This window comes from Mucilaginibacter sp. P1_D10, assembly GCF_056406215.1.
The window spans coordinates 191,233-209,119 of the sequence record NZ_JBFUAP010000005.1; the positions used below are offsets into that span (position 1 = coordinate 191,233).

The window sequence follows — 17,887 nt, forward strand, 5'->3', positions numbered from 1 at the left end:
CGGAAAAATATAGATTTGGGAAATGATTGAAACGTACCTGCGCCGGAGCGGCACCACTGCCAAACCTTTCTTTGATGAGCTCGCTGCGCCCGAAGGTGTGGTGCGCGAGCATTGGAAAAAGCTTGCGCATGCTTACGAAGAGCTGGGCCTTGATAAGATGGAGCTGCGCAGCCGCGAAATTAGCCAGGAGCTACGTGATAACGGCGTAACCTACAACGTTTACAGCGACCCCGACGGCATCAACCGCCCATGGAAGCTCGACCCAGTACCCATGGTTTTCAGCCAGTTGGAATGGGAAAGCATAGAACGTGGCCTTGCGCAACGCGCGGAACTGCTGAACCTTATCCTCACGGATATTTACGGCGAGCGCAGGCTGATCAAAGAAGGCTTTATCCCTTTCGATCTGATATTTACACACAAGGGCTTTTTGCGGCAGGCCGATAAAGTGATCATGCCGGGCAAATTCCAACTGATACAATACTCAGCAGATTTGGTGCGCGGGCCAAACGGCAAAATGTGGGTACTGCATGATCGTACCGATGCCCCTTCAGGCGCAGGCTACACGCTTGAAAACCGTGCAGCCATGACACGCGTATTCCCGGATCTGATACGTGAGAACCAGGTACGCAAGATATCTTCTTATTATCAAACGCTTAAGAATACCCTCACAAAGCTATCCATCCAAAATAAGGAGAACCCGCGGGTGGTATTGCTATCGCCGGGTACGGCCAACGAAACTTATTTCGAACATGCCTATCTCGCATCATCCTTAGGTTTTACCCTCGTTTTTGGGCAGGACCTTACCGTGAGCGACGGCTACGTTTGGCTCAAAACCCTCAAAGGGCTGGAAAAGGTAGACGTTATTGTGCGCCGTGTAGACGACATATTCTGTGATCCGCTGGAGTTCCTGGGCGATTCGCACCTGGGCGTAGTGGGGCTTATGGAAGCCGTAAGGCAAAAAAAGGTCACGGTCATCAACCCATTAGGCGCCCGTATATTAGAGAACCCCGGCCTGATGGCCTTTTTGCCACGCCTCTGCAGGCACCTGCTGAACCAGGAACTGATATTGCCATCTGTAGCTACCTGGTGGTGCGGGCACGAAAAGGAAAAGAAATACGTGCTGGATAACCTGCCCTTCCTCATCATCCGCTCCATATACCGCAGCAACGAAAACCGGCCCTACATCGGCAGCGAGATGAGCAAGAAACAGATAGAGGATTTGCGCAAAGAAATCATCACCCGCCCCTATTTATACGTGGCGCAGGAGGTGGTGAGCTTCAGCACCACGCCATCATTGATAGATAACAGCCTCCAGGCCTGTAACGCCATCTTCCGCAGCTACATCGTGGCCGATACCGAGAAGGAAGCCTATAACGTAATGCCGGGCGGCCTATCGCGCAGCTTCCCTACCAAAGGCGAGTTCATCATTTCTAACCAAACGGGCGGCATCAGCAAAGACACCTGGGTGCTGGGCCCCTCGCCGGAGGACCAGCCCAAACGCATTGTAAACCAGCCGATACTAAGGCAAGTAAAAAATATATTACCCAGCCGCACCGGCGAGAGCCTTTTTTGGCTTGGCCGCTACCTGGATAGGGCCGTGAACGGTGTGCGGATGATGCGCATCGTACTAAAAATATACAACGAGCGCGACGACGAGATACACCCCGAAACCAACGAAACGCTGGTAATCTTGCTCAAGAGCCTCACCACTCTCACCAGCACCCTGCCCGGCTTTACCGCGCCCGACCAAACCAAACTACGGCAGCCCGAAAAGGAATTGCTTTCCCTTGCTGTAGAAACAGGTCGTGCGGGCACGCTGGCGCAATCGCTGCAGTCATTCCTGACCAACGGTTACGCCGTGCGCGACCGACTGAGCCTGGATACCTGGCGTATTTTAGACAGCATATCAGAAGAGTTTGAGCTGATGAAGCAAAACGGCAACGATTTGCGCAAGATATACCATAACCTGGATCAGTTCATCATTAAGCTGATGGCCTTCATCGGCCTCAATAATGATAACATGACGCGCGCCTCCAGCTGGCGCTTGCTCAATATAGGTCGTTTTTTAGAGTCGGCAATTAATACCTGCGCCGTATTGCAGGCCGCGCTGGGCAATAACGTAAAGCCCGATGTAGAGAAGCAACTGATGGAACTGGTGCTGATGTGCAACGAAAGCCTGGTTACCTACCGTTACCTGTACCGCTCTACGCTGCAACTGCCCGGCGTGCTCAATTTATTGCTGGTGAACGAGGATAACCCCAAGTCGGTAGCGTTTTTAGTCGCCAAGATAGATGAGCACCTGGCCCACCTGCCCGATAATTACGATGAAGGCGGCCTTAGTCCCGCACATAAAAAACTATTGGAAGCCTTGACTATGATAAGGCTTTGCGATATTAACAAAATGGTGCCTACAGGCCCGCTTAACGATTTCAGTAAAAGGGACCTCAACAGGTTCCTGCATCATTTGATCGATGTGCTGGGGCAGGCGGCAAGCCTCATATTCGAGAGCTATTTTAGCCCTACCCAAAGCCAGTACAGCTTCGTAAAAAGCAATAACGCCTTACCCGAACTATGAAATACCAGGTTACCCACATCACCCGGTACGAGTACCAGCTCCCGGCCTCGCTTTGCCACAACCTGGTGTACCAGGTTCCCGTGAACCATAGTTTCCAGGAGGTGGAAAAGGTACATTACCAGATACACCCCGTACCCCATTTTTTGGCCACGCGGGAGGATTTCTTCAATAATAAGTTCATTTATTTTTCCATTGAGGAGTTCCATCAGAAGCTTACCGTAGAGATAAAAAGCGAGGTTAAGGTGGCGCAGCCCATCTGGACAAACACCATAGCCAAGGATACTACGCCCTGGGAAAACGTGGCCAGTTGGCTGCGCAGTACCAGCGCCGATAACGACATCAGGCAGTTCTACCTCGAATCGGACCATGTTACATTTATCCCCGGCATACGGGAATACGCACTGGAATCCTTTACGCCGGGCAGGCCCATTATGGAGGCCATGCTGCATCTGAACGCCCGCATCTTCAACGATTTCGATTTCACCCCCGGCTTTACCGATGTAACCACCAAGCTGGAAGATGTTTTCCTGCACCGCAAAGGTGTTTGCCAGGATTTTGCCCACTTCTCGTTGGCCTGCCTGCGGGCCATAGGCCTTGCCGCACGTTACGTGAGCGGCTATATAGAAACTCTGCCCCCGCCCGGCAAACCCAAACTATTCGGCTCGGATGCCTCGCACGCGTGGATAGCCCTTTATATCCCTTCCGTAGGGTGGACCGAGTTCGACGCGACCAACAACCTGCTGGTAAACGACAGGCACATTCGTACCGCCATAGGCCGCGATTTTGCCGACGTTGTTCCACTCAAAGGCGTTGTGTACAGCGGCGCAGGCCAGCGCATGTATGTAAATGTGGACGTACGGCGGGTGGAGTAATTAGCCCCCCTACATAACAACGTCATGCCGAATTTATTTCGGTACCCCATCTGATTAGTTCGTGGCAATGCAATGTCGTCAGCATATCGGCTACTTTTATGATGGGGTTCTGAAACAAGTTCAGAATGACGTTAATTTGATCAGCATTCCGGTTAATTCCTTGCTAATTTACCCTCGAAGCATAGCATACCTTGTGTATAAAGCTTAGCTTCTCAACCACCTTTGGCGGGATAACGAAGGGATACAGGTCGTGGTTGCCCATGCTGCGGTTCATGCTGTTCATGGCGAAGGTTAGTGGGAGCCACATATCCAATAATTGCTGAAAGTTTTGCTGTTCGTACGGGTTTACCTTTATCACGGCGTTAGAGTGGTCGCTTTTTGTGGCGATGCGCGGCGCTACACTTATCCCAAAGGTATCCGCCGTTTCCAGCGTATCCATAATGTGCAGGTAGTGTGCCCAGGTTTCGGCCCAGTCTTCCCAGGAGTGTGATGTGGCATACTCGCTGATGAAATTCTGGTTCCAACCGGCAGGAGCGCCCTGGCTGTAATGCCGCTGCAAAGCCTGGCCATAATCCTCGCGCTCATCGCCGAATACCTGCCGGTATTCGTCGATAAAAGCACTGTTATCTATCAGGCGGTCCCAATAATAATGGCCAACCTCATGCCTGAAATGCCCCAGCAGCGTGCGGTATGGCTCGTTCATTTCCTTGCGGGATAGCTCGCGCTTATCGTCGTCGGCTTCGTTTATATTCAGGGTAATGAGGCCGTTCTCGTGCCCGGTGAGCACCTTTTGCACGGCATTCACGTCTGTCAGAAAATCGAAGCTGAGGCCTTTTTCCAAATCATCCAGTTTGCTTAGCAGCGGCAGCTTCATTTGAAGCAAACTGTATATAAGGCGGTGCTTTGCGCCTTCTATCAATCCCCATTGGCGTATATGCTCAGGGTCGGTCAGATCGGGCACGATGTGGTTGAGTTCGCAGGCACGGCAAAAGGTTTTGTCGCTTTCGGCAGGAATCAGCCAGTTACAAACGCCAAACTGGAAGTTGTTGCAATACTTAAAAGTCGGCTTAGTGTTTTTCCCGAAAAGCTTAGCAAACAAGGGTGTCTTTTCGGCACTGTGCAGGGTATAAGTAAGGTTCTCGCCCTGCACCAGCGTGGCAAGGCTCAAGTTTTCGGGGATAAAACCTAAGGGGTGTTTGCAGCATTCGCAAAGGCTGTTTTCAAAGTATAACAACTGGCCGCAATTGGTGCATTTAAATAATTTCATTTCTGTATAAGTGCCATCCTATAGGGAATGGCTTGTGGGTTAACAGATTATAGCCCCACGGGTTTTTAAAGAAATGAAATAGCCGGGGAAGCTATTGCCGGAGCGCATAACCGCCCCGGCGGTGAGTATGCGCCGCCTTCCTCAAAAAATTACAAATAAATCAGTGTTTGCATGTGACATAGCTTACATGTGCCCTATATAAAGATGTTAACGACGTTGAAAACAACGTTACGAACAACGAAACACAAGTTTTAACCTATACATCACAATTAATACTATGGGCCCTGCTTCAGTAACGAGGTGGGGCTTTTTATGGCCGGTCATGCAGCAATGCCCGACTAAAAGCAAAAAGCCGGGCATTGCTGCCGCGGCTTTGGTGTATGATGGCCTGAAGTGCGATAAGATACGTGTTTCTTAAAGGCGCTTAAATATCGTGGGATACTCTTCGCACCTTAATACTGTCGAGTTTTGCTTTTTTGATGCTATCCAGTTTGTGTTGCGTGCTTTTCACTCTGTCCTTAATTCTGTCGAGCGGTTTATCAGAGGGGGAAACAACCGGGTCCTGTTCCGTTTTCTGCTGATTGCCACTACTGCCATTGTCGCCATTACCACCGGTTCCACTACCTCCGCTCCCATTTGTGGTACGGCCGGGGTTTCCGTCGGAGCCAGCGCCGGGTTTTATATCTACAGGAGGCTTTCCGGTACCCGCCGCACCTGTTGTGCCTACCGGTTTAGCCGGTTTACCCCCCTGCGGCGTTGCAGTAGTACCACCAGTTGTAACAGCCGGTTTTTGATTCCCGCCGGTTTTTGGTTTTGTGGAAGTTGGTTTGTCGGTATGAGTTGGCTCCACCGCTCCGCCTGCGGGAACGGGATCCGGCTCCACTAATTTCGGTTTATCCTTAACTGTATGTGTTTCCGTAGTATCCTTTTTAGTCCCATCCAGCAACCCCAGTACCTGCTTGTTGAATATGCCGCCTAAAATTAACAGGGCCAACACGGCTATCAACACAAAAATAAGCGGACTGATGCCCTTACTTTTGCCCATGGCGCCCACAGGTACCGCCTTTTTGTCGCTGCCCAGTTTCAGCAGGTACAGCGAAAAGTTATCGCGGGTTTTATCCTTGCAATAGGTCATAAACAGACCTTCTTTATCGTCGTTATCGTTCAGCAGGATGCCCTTCAGCCGGTCTTCGTTTATCTGCTCCAGCACGCCATCGGTGCAAAGCAGCAGGTAATCGTTATCGCGAATATCATCTATGCGATGCAACTCTATTTCAGATGCCCCGCCCGATGCGCTTAGGCTGCGGGTGATTACGTTGCGGTTCGGATGGGTGGCGGCCTGCTCTTCGGTTATTTCGCCTTGTTTTACCAGGTTGGCCACAAGGGAGTGGTCGATAGATTTCCAAACTACTTCGCCGTTACGCAGGTGATAAATACGGCTGTCGCCGCACCAGGCAATGGTAACATGGTCTTTTTCCAGATGAGCCATCGTGAGGGTGGTGCTCATTTTTATTGCCTCGGGGTGTATAGCCGCAAAAACACGCATAGTGTTCAATGCATGCTGCTGGGCATCGTTGATGTAGGTTTTGGTCAGCCCGGTTACTGGTGGCGGATTCTTTTTAAAGTAAACCGGGAGCTCTTCGCTTACAATACGGCTGGCTTCCTCGCCCATGCTTTCGCCGCCCACGCCGTCGCAAACCAAAAATAGCTTGTCGGCGGTGGTGGCGCTGCCCGCTTTCGGATAAATAGAATCTTCCAGCTGGGGCCGTTGGCCTATTTGGTTTAAGTAATTTATTTTCTTTAGGGTAATCATTTGGTTATGCTTGTTAAACGGTCCTTGGTTTATAGTATATAGGGTTTAATTCAAAACGTCACGAATTATTCTAATTTTTTTTCTTCTTTCTTTAAAACGTCAACACTGTTCTTTCTATGCCCTCGCGGCCAATCAACATCCGGGCGTTGTCGTTAGTTAACGTCTGTAATTCTTTAAATGCCAACGGGCTAGCGGGCTGGCCATCCACACTATAGATATGGGTGCCGCTGCGCACGTACCAATTGGTGCCGCTATCGTTTTTAAGGCTTACTACTGTTGTGTTACCGGGCACGAAATTGCCCAGTAGGACCAGTGTATTCACCCCCGCGCTTTTTGTAAAATAATACCTGGGTGCACCGGCTGCTTTTTCAACAACTACGGCAAATGGGGCATTAGCATAAACGGCAGCCTTAAGCGGAGCCAGCACTACCTTAATTTTTTCGGCAGATTTTATCCCGTCGCCGGTTATTTGCTTATCCAGCTTTACCAGCGGTTTTTCGGTAGCTGTATTCACTATTTCATAAACAGAATCATCACAATCCAGATAATAATGCCCGCCTTTTTTATACACGCTTATGTCCAGCATCCTAAGCAAGGGATTGCCGAATACCGTAAGCTGCCCCTGGCTAAAGGTATAGCTTAGCGCTTGCGGATAGCCGGCGCGGCGTATGGCTGTTGCAGGCAAACGCGTTTGGTCGTTAAGGGCGTAGCCTCCACCGGGCGGGGTTATATTGGGCAACATTTGCCTGCCTGAAGTATCTTTCGGCAGCGGCCGCGATGGGTGCGGCTTAGGGTGTTGTGCCACCTGCGGCTGCGGAACCTTAACATCGGTATCTTGTGGCCCTACTTTTGGTGGTGTCGGCTTTACGGGCCTAACTGCCACGGGCGAGCTGCCGGTACCTGTGGTACCGTTATTGGTAACAGGGCTCGTCAACTTAAATACTACAAAGAAAGCGGCAGAAGCAGCGGCAATGGCACTTATTACGTAGATATTCCGCCGCCAGTTTATGCTTCGTACGTTATCGCTTTCCTCGTCCTCTGCTGCGTATTCGTCGTAATAAAAATTAAGCTGTTTCTTTAGGTTTTCGCGGCCCGCCTGTTCTATGCCCTCATAAATTTTTTGATATACCTCTACTTCCTTCTTAAACTCCTCGTCGGTTAAAAAGCGCTCTTTAAATTCCCGCTGCTCAACCTCGTTAAGATTGCCGCTGAGGTATTTATCAATAAGGTCTATATCGTTTAAATCCTTCTCCACAACCTTTTAAGTTAAATTAATCACGTCTTCGTAGCGCACAAAGCCACGCATCTCTTTAAGGCAGGTAAGCTTTTTTTGCCTTACCGCATGCGCCGTAGGGAAACCCAATTCCTCAGCAGCTTTTTCCATGCTCATGCCTATATAAATAGTGGCCGTAATAACCGCACGGCAGCGTTCGCCTAGTTTGTTCAGTTCGCGGTTCATAAAATCGGCCAGGCTCATGGTTGGCTTAAAGGTCACGCCATCGTCCTGCGTGTCCTCGTCAACCGCCAGGCCGGGCAGGTGCTTTTTCCAGGTCTTCATCTTGTCGAGCTTATCGTGCCATTTGTTTTTTACCATGATGAAAAAATAGCCTTCGAGCTTACTTTTATGTACATATTTACCTTTCCGCAGGTTATCAATCAAATCTGCTACCGCATCCTGAAAGGTATCTTTGGCATCGTCTTCGTCGCCGCTGTTATTTAAGATGTACCTTTTAGCTGCGGGCAGGTTCTTTTTATAAAAGTACCTGCAGCACGCGTCGTCGCCGTCTATCAATCCTGCTATCAATTCCAAATCATCCATATCTCAATAAGACACACCGGTTAAAGGGTTAAAAGATACTGTCCTGTTTTCTTCTACGGGGATAGTGAACGTGCGCCCCTGTATGGCAATTACGGCCTGGCCTTTAACTACGACTTCGATTTTAGGGTTAAACAAATCTGATAGCCTGGCCTCGCCCAGCAAATTTAGGTTATCTACCTCTATCTTGATGGGGATATTGGCTACGCCGCCGGCTTTCTGGTCGATGGTGTCGGTCATTTTCCAGTTGGCAACGGCGTTGGTACCCCCTTTTCGATAGATATCCAAATCAAGGCTCTGCAGCTGGTAATCGAATGGGAAACTATTTTTCACCTGCACCACCATATTGAAGCCACTTTTACTGAGTCCCGGCATCCGGCTTAGCCTGATCTGTTTTATCCGGAAGTTAGAGTCGTTCTGGAAGGTACGGCTAAGCTGATCGCTTACGGCATGTTTTACGTTCAGCTTTATATCCTGCTTTACCGGTACCGTAATATTCATGCCCAGCGCCCTTACCCTATTGCTACCCTCTATCCTGAAAACAGCGGTATCTGTAGCCAAAAGTTCGGGGAACACATCGGCCAGGCTCCATATATTCAGCTGCGATACTATTGGGATGATGATGGTATCATTGGCAGGCAATTTGACTTCCTTTTCGATGCTGCTGCTGCCTACCAACTTGCCCTTATAATACGTTTTTACGTCTGATGCCGTGAGCGTAGAACCGATGCTGTTAGGATTATATACCTTGAAATTGATATAAGTTTGCAGTATAGAATCTTTAAGCGAGCCGATCTTCACCGATTCCACGTTGATGAAAACGGGCTTTTTTGCACATGATGCCATCAACAGGCTATACAATAGCATGGCGCAAAAAAGCATTAGTCTGCTTTTGGCCGGTAAAAATCTGTTGATCTGCAGCGTCATCATATCGTGTCTTTCCGTTTTAAGGAGATGTAAGTAGCCGTGTACATAATGGCAGCCAGTATAAATACAGCCAGCACATTCTTGTCCATGCCGTTGAACAGGGTAACTATAGTCTCGCCTTTCTCTTTAAGTTCTTTGTTATAATAAAAGTGAATCTCGTTCCTTGGAGGGAGTACAAAATGCTTGGAGCCTGGTGGCAATTCTTCTTTAATCACGTTCTTTTGCAAACGCATCAGGCCCTCGGTACCCCAGCGGCCGAATGTAAAGTAGCTGATGATTACCACCGCCAGTTTCTGAAATGGTGTTACGATACCGGCCAGCATAATCTGCGGCATCAGCGCAATGGGCACTACGGTGAGCACTTTCTCGGTATTATCGAAAAAGGCCGATAGGAACAGCCCAAACAATGTAGCAGCCGAAGATATCATAAACATATAACCCGCATTGGGTATATATTCCCCTAAGTTTTCATCGCTGTGGAAACGCAGCTGTACTATGGTTACGAAGATGAGCACCTGCACCAGGGCTATCAGCGACAACACCGCCCATTTAGACAATACGTACATGTGTATATTGAGGTTGTACATGCGCTCGCGCTTATAAATCGGGAATTCGGCCACTATTTCTTTGGAAGAGTTACTCACCCCGAACCATATAGCCGAAACAGACATCATGAACAAAACCTGCGGCATTATCTTCGGGAAGATAATAGCTACCAGGCCGCCAATGATGAGGGGCTGGGCCAGCAGCAGGTACAGGTTGTCTTTATCGTTGAATTTAATATTGAGGTAGCGCACCGTTAGCCAATAAAACTGCAGCCAAAGCGAGTTCTGTTTGTCGGCAGCCATTTCTTTAGGCGGGTTCCGTTGTGTAGACGCCCCTTTAGGCGGTACATAATACCGCACATCGAAAGGTTGGCCCTTGGTGTCGCCGCACTGGGTGTACACTTTAATAATGTTATCCACCTTAAATTTCTCCAGCAGTTTGGCCTTGCTGCCATCGTGCACCAAATAACCTTTGGCCGCCAAAAAAATCACCTTATCGGCATAGTTCAAGTCTTCGGGCTTGTGGGTAACCATTACGATGGTAGTGCCCTTACGGGCCAGGTTGGCCAGCGATATCAGGAATTTCTCGATCGTTTCGGGATCCAGCGGCGAGGTGGGCTCATCTAAAAACAGGATGGTAGGCTGGCTAAGCAACTCTACTGCTATACAGATACGTTTGCGCTGCCCGCCCGATAGGCCGCCTACTACTTTATTGATGATGTCGCCATCATCCTCATCAAAATTCAGATCCTTTAATACTTCGCTTATTTTCTGCTGGATAGCCGCTTCCGAAGTACCATCAGGCAGCCTTAGCTTGGCCGCCAGGTAAAGCGTACGCGCAACGGTAAGTTCTTTGTGTATGATATCATCCTGAGGTACGTAACCTATCTTCTTTTTAAGCAGGTGATAGTTTTTGCGTAACGAGAGGCCGTGTATGAAAACATCGCCCGAAGTTGCGGGGCTATCGCCGTTAAGCGTTTTCAGCAGGGTTGATTTACCGCAACCGGAAGGGCCCATCAAAGCTACTATCTGCTTAAATTCTACTTCTATGCTTAAAGGCTGCAGGCCAACAAAACCGCTTGGGTACTTCTTGCCAATACCTTCGGCGCGGATGGCCACCTCGTTGCGCAAATCGCGATACCCATCTTCCAAACTAAAATAATGCAGGTGGATAAGTATGGTATCCGCCTTATCTATCATCCTGGGCTGCCTTGGGGGGATGCGTATCTCGTTTACATAGGTGCCGTTCTTCGAGTCGAGGTCCTCTATATAATAGTTGCCGTCGCGGTAAGTTATCTCGGCATGCAGGCGGCCTACTATCTTATCATCGGGCAAGGCATCCGGCAGGGGGATATCGTTAGTGGTAAGGCGGCCTATTTTTATGGGCAGCTTAAGGGCAAGCAAATCTTTGAAACGCTTATTCAGGTCGCCGGTGTTTGATGGTTCCGGCGATGAAGTTGCGTTCGGCTTCGCGTCGGCAAACTTCAGCACGTAATTCTGTAGCGTAACTTTATCGTTGCTGCCAACCAGGTACCACTTGCCTGCTTCCAGCCTTACGCCGTTTACCAGCACGCCGTTGGTGCTGCCCGCATCGCTTATCATGGCCTTGCCATCCTGCAGCATCACATCGGCATGGTGCCGGGATACGCTGACGTTATCTATCTGCACATCGCTCCCCGACCCTTTACGCCCTATCGATACCGTTTTGCCCTCGATAAGGGTACGGTTAACGCCTAACTCATCTATTTTAAGTATCATTATCTGTTGGCTATAGCTTTATTATTGGTTCAGCAACACATTTAAGCATTTGCGGCGATTGGCCGATGAAGGGTGCGTAGAGGTGAAACGGGCAAGCAGTTTCTTATGCTCCATTTTTTCGAGTTCGCCAAAAAAGGAGTTGAACGCGCTTGGGTCCATGCCTGATTTTTTTACCAAATCAAAACCTGTGGCATCGGCATCGTACTCATCCATTTGATCGAAGGGTGCAGATATGGCCATGGTTGCATTGATGGCTACGTTTGAAAGCCGCTGGTAGTTGAGTTTTTCGCCCATGCTGGCAATAAGGGCTATTTTTTTCATTTTGCGTAAACAATGGTGGTTGAGGATGTGGCCCATCTCGTGCCCAACAACAAATGCCAGTTCGTCTTTAGATTTAACGAATTTCAACAATTCGGTGGTGATATAGATATAATCGCCAATAGTTGAGTAGGCGTTTACCTGATCGGAGTTAAGGATATACACATGGTACGTGCGGGATGGATCTGACGAGTAGGCAGCCATTTTAGTAACCAGGCCGCGCACCATTGCCAGGCTGCGGGGGTCGTTGGCCAGGTTGGGCTCCTGCGAGTTCTTGAACATCTGCAGCCCCAGCTCGGCTTCCTGGTCTGGCGTAATATTCCCCAACTTATCTAACTGCCGGTTCTCGGCACGTTTTACAACGTCGGCCGGGCGATCGAAAGCGCTGCCGCAACGATCGTAGCTTGCAAAGGCCGACAGCCCCTTTTTATAGGTCGCCATGATCCGGTCCATTCTCTCTTTACTGAATTTGGTGTCTTGTGAGAAAGCGTTGATTGTTGTAGATACAATAACCAGCGATACTATGATGTATTTTTTCATTGTGTTTTTATATGATATAGGATGGGTTGTAAAAATGTCATTTTAATATTAAAGAGATAAAACGATGCCGGGGGCGACGGCCTTAAAAGGTTGCTTTAACCACGCTAAGGCGGGAAGGCATGCGGCTGTAAGGCTGTATTGTTCATCATTTGGTTTATAAGGTTTGTTGACTAAATATCTATTCTTTTTATGCTGATTTTGCAGGTACTATGCGGCTTTTTTGGGCTGCAAGCTATGGCACTTTCTTAAGGGCCACCTCCCGTTTCAGCACCGTATCTTGTACCTTAAACACCCGCGCAAAACCGCCTCTGCCTAAGAGGTCGGTTTTGGGGTTGTATTTGTAACGGGCGTGGAAATCCATTGCCTGTTGATATTATCGGTAATTAATCTACTTTGTTGCCTTGTTTATCAATCTCGAACCAGGTGCCGTTAAGCTTCACTTTCATGGTAGGTTTGCTGATGAGGTAGCCGTTGTCAACATCATCGTACAAGAACGCTACTACCGTTTGGCCGTATTTGTTGATGAAACCCCATTTGCCACCCATCTTAACAGCGGCTACGCCCTCGTTAAAGCTCCAGGCATCTTCGTATTTGATGGGGATCTTCACATTATCGTATTTATCAATAAAGCCCCATTTATCGTTCAGCTCTACGGCAATGAGCCCTTCGGCTGCCAGCCTGAAGGCCAGTTCGTATTTAATAGGGATAACTACATCCCCGTTCTTATCTATCAAACCCCATTTGTTGTTCAGCTCAACGGGTACTACGCCATTGAAGAAACCGTTTGCCGATTCGTACTTGATGGGGATAACCAATTTCCTGTCGGTGTTAATGAAGCCAAACTTGCCGTTTAGCTTAACCCGGGCCATACCCTCGCGGAAGCTGGCCGTTTCATCGTATTGCGTAGTTGTACTGCCGCCGCCGCCGGAACCAAGGCCACCGGCCGAGCCCAGGCCACCTACACCGCCTTTACCGCCGGAACCTGAACCGCCCGAGCCGGAACCTAAGCCACCGGCCGCGCCCACACCAGCACCACTACCGCCGGAGCCTGAGCCGCCGCCGGAACCTGAACTACCCGAGCCCAAGCCACCTACGCCGCCTGTGCCACTGCCACCGCCCGATGGGGCAGTAACTACGGGCTTATCCGGTGTTTGTTGCCTTACGGTTGGCTTATCCACCGTTTGCGGCTTATCTGCCAGCGTTACCGGTTTTGGTTTAACACCTGGCAATGGTTTCACTCCGCCCACCGGTGCTTTTGCAACGGTATCTACCTTTGGCACAACTTTTTTAGGCGAATCTACCTTGTTGGTATCTTTTTTTGTGGTGTCGTTGGTATCGGCCGTGCGTTTGCTATCGCCGAATTTATCTTTGTTAACAAAGGCTATCACCCCTATCAGCAGCAATACCGCCACTATGATAGCAGGCACCTGCCAATTGCTTTTTTTGGCTGGGACCGGCACAGGTACCGGCTTTGGCCTTGGTGCAGGTTGCGGCACGGGCTGGGTTTGCGGCCTTGGGTGCACCGTGGTTGCACCCGGATCCAAAGGCTTTGGCATTACCGTGGTAGCACCAGAGTCGAATGGTTTAGCGTGCTGCATGGTCCCCGATAGGTCGCGGGTTTCGCCTCCATCTGCGGGTACCGGTGCTGCAGCCGGCGCTTTGCCTTCCATTATCGCCAGCAATTCGTCGGCGTTTTGCACCCTTTGCGCGGCATCTTTCACCAGGCAGCGCTGCGCCATGGCCCGGTAAGGCTGTTTAAGCGTGATAAGCTTAGGTAGCACCTGTTCCAGATCGAGTATGTTGTTCATCATCTGCTCAGTACTGGCAGTAGGGAACAGCTTTGAGCCCGGCATGGCCAGTTCGTAAAGCATTACGCCAAAGCTCCACAGATCCAGGTTAGTGCTTATGCGGCCATCAATACCGTATTTAGCCGGGTTGAATTGCTCCGGAGCCATAAACTCTATGGTACCCATCAGTTGCGAGGATGCCGTATTGCCGGCTGCGCCCGTATCTTTACTGATGCCGAAATCAGTTATCTTGGCCACAGGTCCATCCTCGGTGTTATTTACGAGGATATTCTGCGGCTTTAGGTCGCGGTGTACGATGTGGCGTTTGTGCAAAAACGACAAGCCATGCAGTATGCCTTTCAGCAGGCCATCCAGACTTTCGGGATGCGCCTTGATGTAAGCTTTAAGTTCGCCGCCATTGATATATTCCATAATACCCACCTGGTGCTTCTCTTCTTCGTTGAACGCGCTTACCGATTCTACAAAGGCTACATCGTAGTAGCGGCAAAGATTAGGATGATCCAGCTTGATCACTTTCTTTATCTCGGCAACCAGATCGTACTTGGTAGATGCCTCGGTGTTGAACACTTTGAGGGCAACCTCCCTATCCAGCAGCGTATCGTACGCCTTGAACACCCGGGCGAACCCCCCTTTACCCAGCAAATCTGTCCTTGGGTGGTATTGGTAACGGTCTTTAAATTCCATCGTATTAGTTTATTTAGTGTGTTGTTTATTGTGTGTTAGTTTATAGTCTGGTTTTTTTAGTATTATGAAAATAGCATTTAGCTTAGTCGGCAAGATAATATCCGGGCGAAATCCCCCTTACCCGGCAAATCTCTGCCAGAGTGATATTTGTAACGATCTTTAAGGTTCATAATTGATTGTGAAAGGTATCAAAAAAATAAATCAAATATTTAAAACAGCAATGAAACGCTAATTATTAATTTATTTAGTTACTAAATAATAGTATCGTTATGGTTTTTAGGATGCGCCATAGCTAAACTAAAAGCCGGGCGTGCGTAGCCTGTAATATCCATGCACCTATCCGGGCCTATATTAATGAGTTTAATGTAGTTGCGCAATACCGTATAGTAGGTAAAAGAACTTGCGGATATTGCGTAAAACAGCAATTTCAGGAGCGTGGCCGACGCTTTTTGGGTACGAGCCGTTATATTTTTCAGGATAGTCATCATAAGTACTTTATAGTTTTTTGTGTTACTAATACTATATAGGCGCGGGACGCCGGATGTCATTCATTTTTTTTGTTTTATTGAAGATGTGTCTAAAAAAACCCTTCCGATTACCTCCAATCAAAAGGTAGGAAAAAATTCCTAAATAAATTTGGATGGTAGAAAATAATTCCTACCTTTGGATTATGGATACCAAATACGAGCGGCAAATAGTGGAGCCAACCAAATCGGAACTGGAGATACTGCAGGTTTTGTGGGAAACCGGTCCGGCTACCGTACGCACGGTGAATGATGAATTGCTGAAGCAAAAGGAGGTGAACTATAGCACCACCCTTAAGTTTATGCAGATTATGACCGAAAAAGGTTTACTGAAACGCGACGACAGCCAGATGAAGCACATTTACAGCGTAGCCGAGGCCGAAGAGAAAACGAGGGCGCATCTGCTGGATAAATTCGTGGATTCGATGTATAAAGGCTCGGCCGGCAAATTGGTAATGCAGCTGCTGGGCGATAAAAAACCATCGAAACAGGAACTGCAGCAGATAAAAGACCTGCTTGATAAATACGAAGAGTAATACCGTAGCACCAAAAAAACCACCCAATGGAAACGATACCCAACCACCTGATAAATGCCATTTGCGATACGCTGCTGAGCTCCCTTTGGCTGGGGCTTTTATTGGCGGCTGCTGCCGGGCTGGCCGTGCTCTGCACCCGTAAGCAAAGTGCGCAATTACGATACAATCTGCTGGTTGGTGGCCTGGGAGTTTTTACGGCAGCGGTGCTGTTCATATTCGTGAAACAGATGCTGGCGCACCAAACGGTATCAGGTACTGTTGCCGCGCAGCCTACCGCACTGCCGACCATAATTATATCGCAACAACACATCGACACGAACAAATACAATCATATTGCCGGCTTGCTTCGTACGCATGCAAACAGTATCGTACTGGTGTGGATGCTTATTGTGTTGGCCAGGGCATTGCAGCTGCTTACCGGCTTGCAGAGCCTCTATTTTTTGCGGCGCAGGCAGATTAGCGAGGTTGGACATGAATGGGCAGAGCGGGTACAGCAACTCGCGGGCCAGATGGGTATAAAACGTTTGGTGGGCATTGCAGAATCGGGCATGGCTAAGGTGCCTATGGTAATTGGGCATTTGAAGCCACTCATCCTTATCCCGGCGGGCTTAATTACTGCCTTGCCTCCGGCGGGCATTGAAGCCATATTGGTTCACGAACTGGCGCACATCCATCGCCGCGATTACCTGGTGAACCTGCTCATCAGCAGCCTGGAGGTGGTGTTCTTCTTCAACCCCGCAGTACTTTGGCTGGCCGCGCTTATCCGCGCGGAACGCGAGAACTGCTGCGACGATATGGCGCTTGCCCAAACCGGGAGTAAAACCAATTACATCAAGGCCCTGGTGGCATGCCACGAATACCAGGCCGCTGTACCGGCTTATGCCATGGCTTTTGGCGGGCAAAAAAACCACCTGCTCGGCCGTGTAAAACGCATGCTATCAAACAGCAACGCATCATTAAGCATAGTCGAACGCGCTGTTTTAGCGGTCGGTTTACTTACGGCCGTATTGTTCACCGCTGCGTTTACCAACCCGGATAAAGTAAGCGAGCTGGTTGCCAAAGCAAAGCATGCCACAAGTACCATTACCAAGGTTGACGAACAGAAAGCTCAAAAACCCGATACCCTAAAGAAACTGCCGCCGGCAAGCAAGCCAAAAAATGTGGCTGCATTAAGCTTGGCAGAACCGATTGTCCATTTGGATACGCCGCTGCTGACGATTTACCGCCCCGAAAAAATTGGCGACCCTACCGATATACTCATAGGCAATGGCGACATACAAACCCGCCTGGTAAAAGTGGATGGCGTTTTATACCAGCTGAACAGCCATGCCGATAGGCTGATGTCCATGCAGGTAAACGGCAAAACTATACCTACGGAAGATTATCCTCGTTACCTCAGCATCATCGATAATCTTATGCAAACGAAATTGCGAGGCATCACCAGGCCGCTAAAGGTTACCGCGTCTCCCCTATCGCCCATCAGTACCGGCCTAACCAACTTAAAGCAGCAGCCCGACTACAATACCAATACGCAGTACAATGCCAATAATAACGCCAATTACAATGCAAATTACAATGCTTATAAGGCCGGCACACTAGCTTATCACGATGGCACGGCGAGAGAAAAACTCACCGCCGACCTGATTGCCGATGGCATCATCAAAAACGCCGACGAACTGACATCCTTTAAGTTGAGCGACACCGAATTCATTGTAAACGGCAAAAAAATACCCGACGAAACCTACCTCAAATACCGAAAAGCCTACGTAAAAGCACCCGAGAACGGCAAGCAGGGTAGCTGGACCTGGAAGTATAATTTCGACGAAAAGTAACGGAAACTACAAAGAATAACAACATAGGGCTTTTAGTCCCGCAGGATAACTATGGCCCTAAACTAAGAAAAA

General features: G+C 49.1%; 15 protein-coding genes. 5 read left to right on the top strand and 10 right to left on the bottom strand.

The window, feature by feature from the left end:
* Window positions 1-22 precede the first annotated feature (22 nt).
* Window positions 23-2,575, top strand: coding sequence for a circularly permuted type 2 ATP-grasp protein (locus AC1DYT_RS09595; protein WP_477469401.1), 2,553 nt, complete (start codon window positions 23-25; stop codon window positions 2,573-2,575).
* Entirely contained in the window at window positions 2,572-3,447 is an 876-nt protein-coding gene (locus AC1DYT_RS09600; RefSeq protein ID WP_477469402.1) for a transglutaminase family protein, read from the top strand. Before AC1DYT_RS09595 ends, AC1DYT_RS09600 begins: the two co-directional genes overlap by 4 nt.
* A 163-nt stretch (window positions 3,448-3,610) precedes the next feature.
* Here the strand turns inward: AC1DYT_RS09600 and AC1DYT_RS09605 are convergent, their stop codons facing one another.
* On the bottom strand, window positions 3,611-4,714 hold the full coding sequence (locus tag AC1DYT_RS09605) for a zinc-binding metallopeptidase family protein (RefSeq protein WP_477469403.1): 1,104 nt from the start codon (window positions 4,712-4,714) through the stop codon (window positions 3,611-3,613).
* A gap of 277 nt (window positions 4,715-4,991) precedes the next feature.
* Between AC1DYT_RS09605 and AC1DYT_RS09610 the strand changes: the two genes are divergently transcribed.
* Window positions 4,992-5,132 (top strand): hypothetical protein, encoded by a 141-nt coding sequence (locus AC1DYT_RS09610; RefSeq protein WP_477469404.1) that lies wholly within the window; start codon window positions 4,992-4,994, stop codon window positions 5,130-5,132.
* A gap of 6 nt (window positions 5,133-5,138) precedes the next feature.
* On the opposite strand, the gene AC1DYT_RS09615 is transcribed toward AC1DYT_RS09610, so the two are convergent.
* The 9 genes from AC1DYT_RS09615 to AC1DYT_RS09655 form a co-directional block, all read right to left on the bottom strand.
* Complete coding sequence (locus AC1DYT_RS09615) at window positions 5,139-6,527, bottom strand: PP2C family protein-serine/threonine phosphatase (RefSeq protein WP_477469405.1); 1,389 nt, start codon at window positions 6,525-6,527, stop codon at window positions 5,139-5,141.
* Between the two features lie 91 nt (window positions 6,528-6,618).
* On the bottom strand, window positions 6,619-7,782 hold the full coding sequence (locus AC1DYT_RS09620; RefSeq protein WP_477469406.1) for a hypothetical protein: 1,164 nt from the start codon (window positions 7,780-7,782) through the stop codon (window positions 6,619-6,621).
* 6 nt (window positions 7,783-7,788) lie between these two features.
* The gene (locus AC1DYT_RS09625) at window positions 7,789-8,346 is read right to left on the bottom strand and encodes an RNA polymerase sigma factor (protein WP_477469407.1); all 558 of its coding nucleotides are present in this window, start codon (window positions 8,344-8,346) and stop codon (window positions 7,789-7,791) included.
* Window positions 8,347-8,349: 3 nt separating this feature from the next.
* Window positions 8,350-9,273: an LEA type 2 family protein gene (locus AC1DYT_RS09630; protein ID WP_477469408.1), complete on the bottom strand. Its 924-nt coding sequence runs from the start codon at window positions 9,271-9,273 to the stop codon at window positions 8,350-8,352.
* Entirely contained in the window at window positions 9,270-11,573 is a 2,304-nt protein-coding gene (locus AC1DYT_RS09635; protein ID WP_477469409.1) for an ATP-binding cassette domain-containing protein, read from the bottom strand. Before AC1DYT_RS09635 ends, AC1DYT_RS09630 begins: the two co-directional genes overlap by 4 nt.
* Before the next feature lie 21 nt (window positions 11,574-11,594).
* Window positions 11,595-12,431 (bottom strand): M48 family metallopeptidase, encoded by an 837-nt coding sequence (locus AC1DYT_RS09640; protein ID WP_477469410.1) that lies wholly within the window; start codon window positions 12,429-12,431, stop codon window positions 11,595-11,597.
* Between the two features lie 232 nt (window positions 12,432-12,663).
* Window positions 12,664-12,792: a hypothetical protein gene (locus AC1DYT_RS09645; protein WP_477469411.1), complete on the bottom strand. Its 129-nt coding sequence runs from the start codon at window positions 12,790-12,792 to the stop codon at window positions 12,664-12,666.
* A gap of 22 nt (window positions 12,793-12,814) precedes the next feature.
* Window positions 12,815-14,923, bottom strand: a complete 2,109-nt coding sequence (locus tag AC1DYT_RS09650; RefSeq protein ID WP_477469412.1) for a protein kinase domain-containing protein — start codon at window positions 14,921-14,923, stop codon at window positions 12,815-12,817.
* Window positions 14,924-15,174: 251 nt separating this feature from the next.
* The gene (locus tag AC1DYT_RS09655; protein ID WP_477469413.1) at window positions 15,175-15,411 is read right to left on the bottom strand and encodes a hypothetical protein; all 237 of its coding nucleotides are present in this window, start codon (window positions 15,409-15,411) and stop codon (window positions 15,175-15,177) included.
* Between the two features lie 182 nt (window positions 15,412-15,593).
* Here AC1DYT_RS09655 and AC1DYT_RS09660 point away from each other — a divergent pair, with 182 nt between their 5' ends.
* Together AC1DYT_RS09660 and AC1DYT_RS09665 are read left to right on the top strand one after the other, a co-directional pair.
* The gene (locus tag AC1DYT_RS09660; RefSeq protein WP_477469414.1) at window positions 15,594-15,983 is read left to right on the top strand and encodes a BlaI/MecI/CopY family transcriptional regulator; all 390 of its coding nucleotides are present in this window, start codon (window positions 15,594-15,596) and stop codon (window positions 15,981-15,983) included.
* Window positions 15,984-16,009: 26 nt separating this feature from the next.
* A complete protein-coding gene (locus AC1DYT_RS09665; protein WP_477469415.1) occupies window positions 16,010-17,815 on the top strand; it encodes a M56 family metallopeptidase in 1,806 nt (601 codons plus the stop codon).
* Window positions 17,816-17,887 lie beyond the last annotated feature (72 nt).

Coding starts and splice junctions, on each gene's coding strand:
- AC1DYT_RS09600 (WP_477469402.1), top strand. CDS start 2,572: ATGAAATACCAGGTTACCCACATCACCCGGTACGAGTACCAGCTCCCG.
- AC1DYT_RS09645 (WP_477469411.1), bottom strand. CDS start 12,792: ATGGATTTCCACGCCCGTTACAAATACAACCCCAAAACCGACCTCTTA.
- AC1DYT_RS09655 (WP_477469413.1), bottom strand. CDS start 15,411: ATGATGACTATCCTGAAAAATATAACGGCTCGTACCCAAAAAGCGTCG.
- AC1DYT_RS09595 (WP_477469401.1), top strand. CDS start 23: ATGATTGAAACGTACCTGCGCCGGAGCGGCACCACTGCCAAACCTTTC.
- AC1DYT_RS09630 (WP_477469408.1), bottom strand. CDS start 9,273: ATGATGACGCTGCAGATCAACAGATTTTTACCGGCCAAAAGCAGACTA.
- AC1DYT_RS09635 (WP_477469409.1), bottom strand. CDS start 11,573: ATGATACTTAAAATAGATGAGTTAGGCGTTAACCGTACCCTTATCGAG.
- AC1DYT_RS09610 (WP_477469404.1), top strand. CDS start 4,992: ATGGGCCCTGCTTCAGTAACGAGGTGGGGCTTTTTATGGCCGGTCATG.
- AC1DYT_RS09660 (WP_477469414.1), top strand. CDS start 15,594: ATGGATACCAAATACGAGCGGCAAATAGTGGAGCCAACCAAATCGGAA.
- AC1DYT_RS09625 (WP_477469407.1), bottom strand. CDS start 8,346: ATGGATGATTTGGAATTGATAGCAGGATTGATAGACGGCGACGACGCG.
- AC1DYT_RS09605 (WP_477469403.1), bottom strand. CDS start 4,714: ATGAAATTATTTAAATGCACCAATTGCGGCCAGTTGTTATACTTTGAA.
- AC1DYT_RS09650 (WP_477469412.1), bottom strand. CDS start 14,923: ATGGAATTTAAAGACCGTTACCAATACCACCCAAGGACAGATTTGCTG.
- AC1DYT_RS09640 (WP_477469410.1), bottom strand. CDS start 12,431: ATGAAAAAATACATCATAGTATCGCTGGTTATTGTATCTACAACAATC.
- AC1DYT_RS09615 (WP_477469405.1), bottom strand. CDS start 6,527: ATGATTACCCTAAAGAAAATAAATTACTTAAACCAAATAGGCCAACGG.
- AC1DYT_RS09665 (WP_477469415.1), top strand. CDS start 16,010: ATGGAAACGATACCCAACCACCTGATAAATGCCATTTGCGATACGCTG.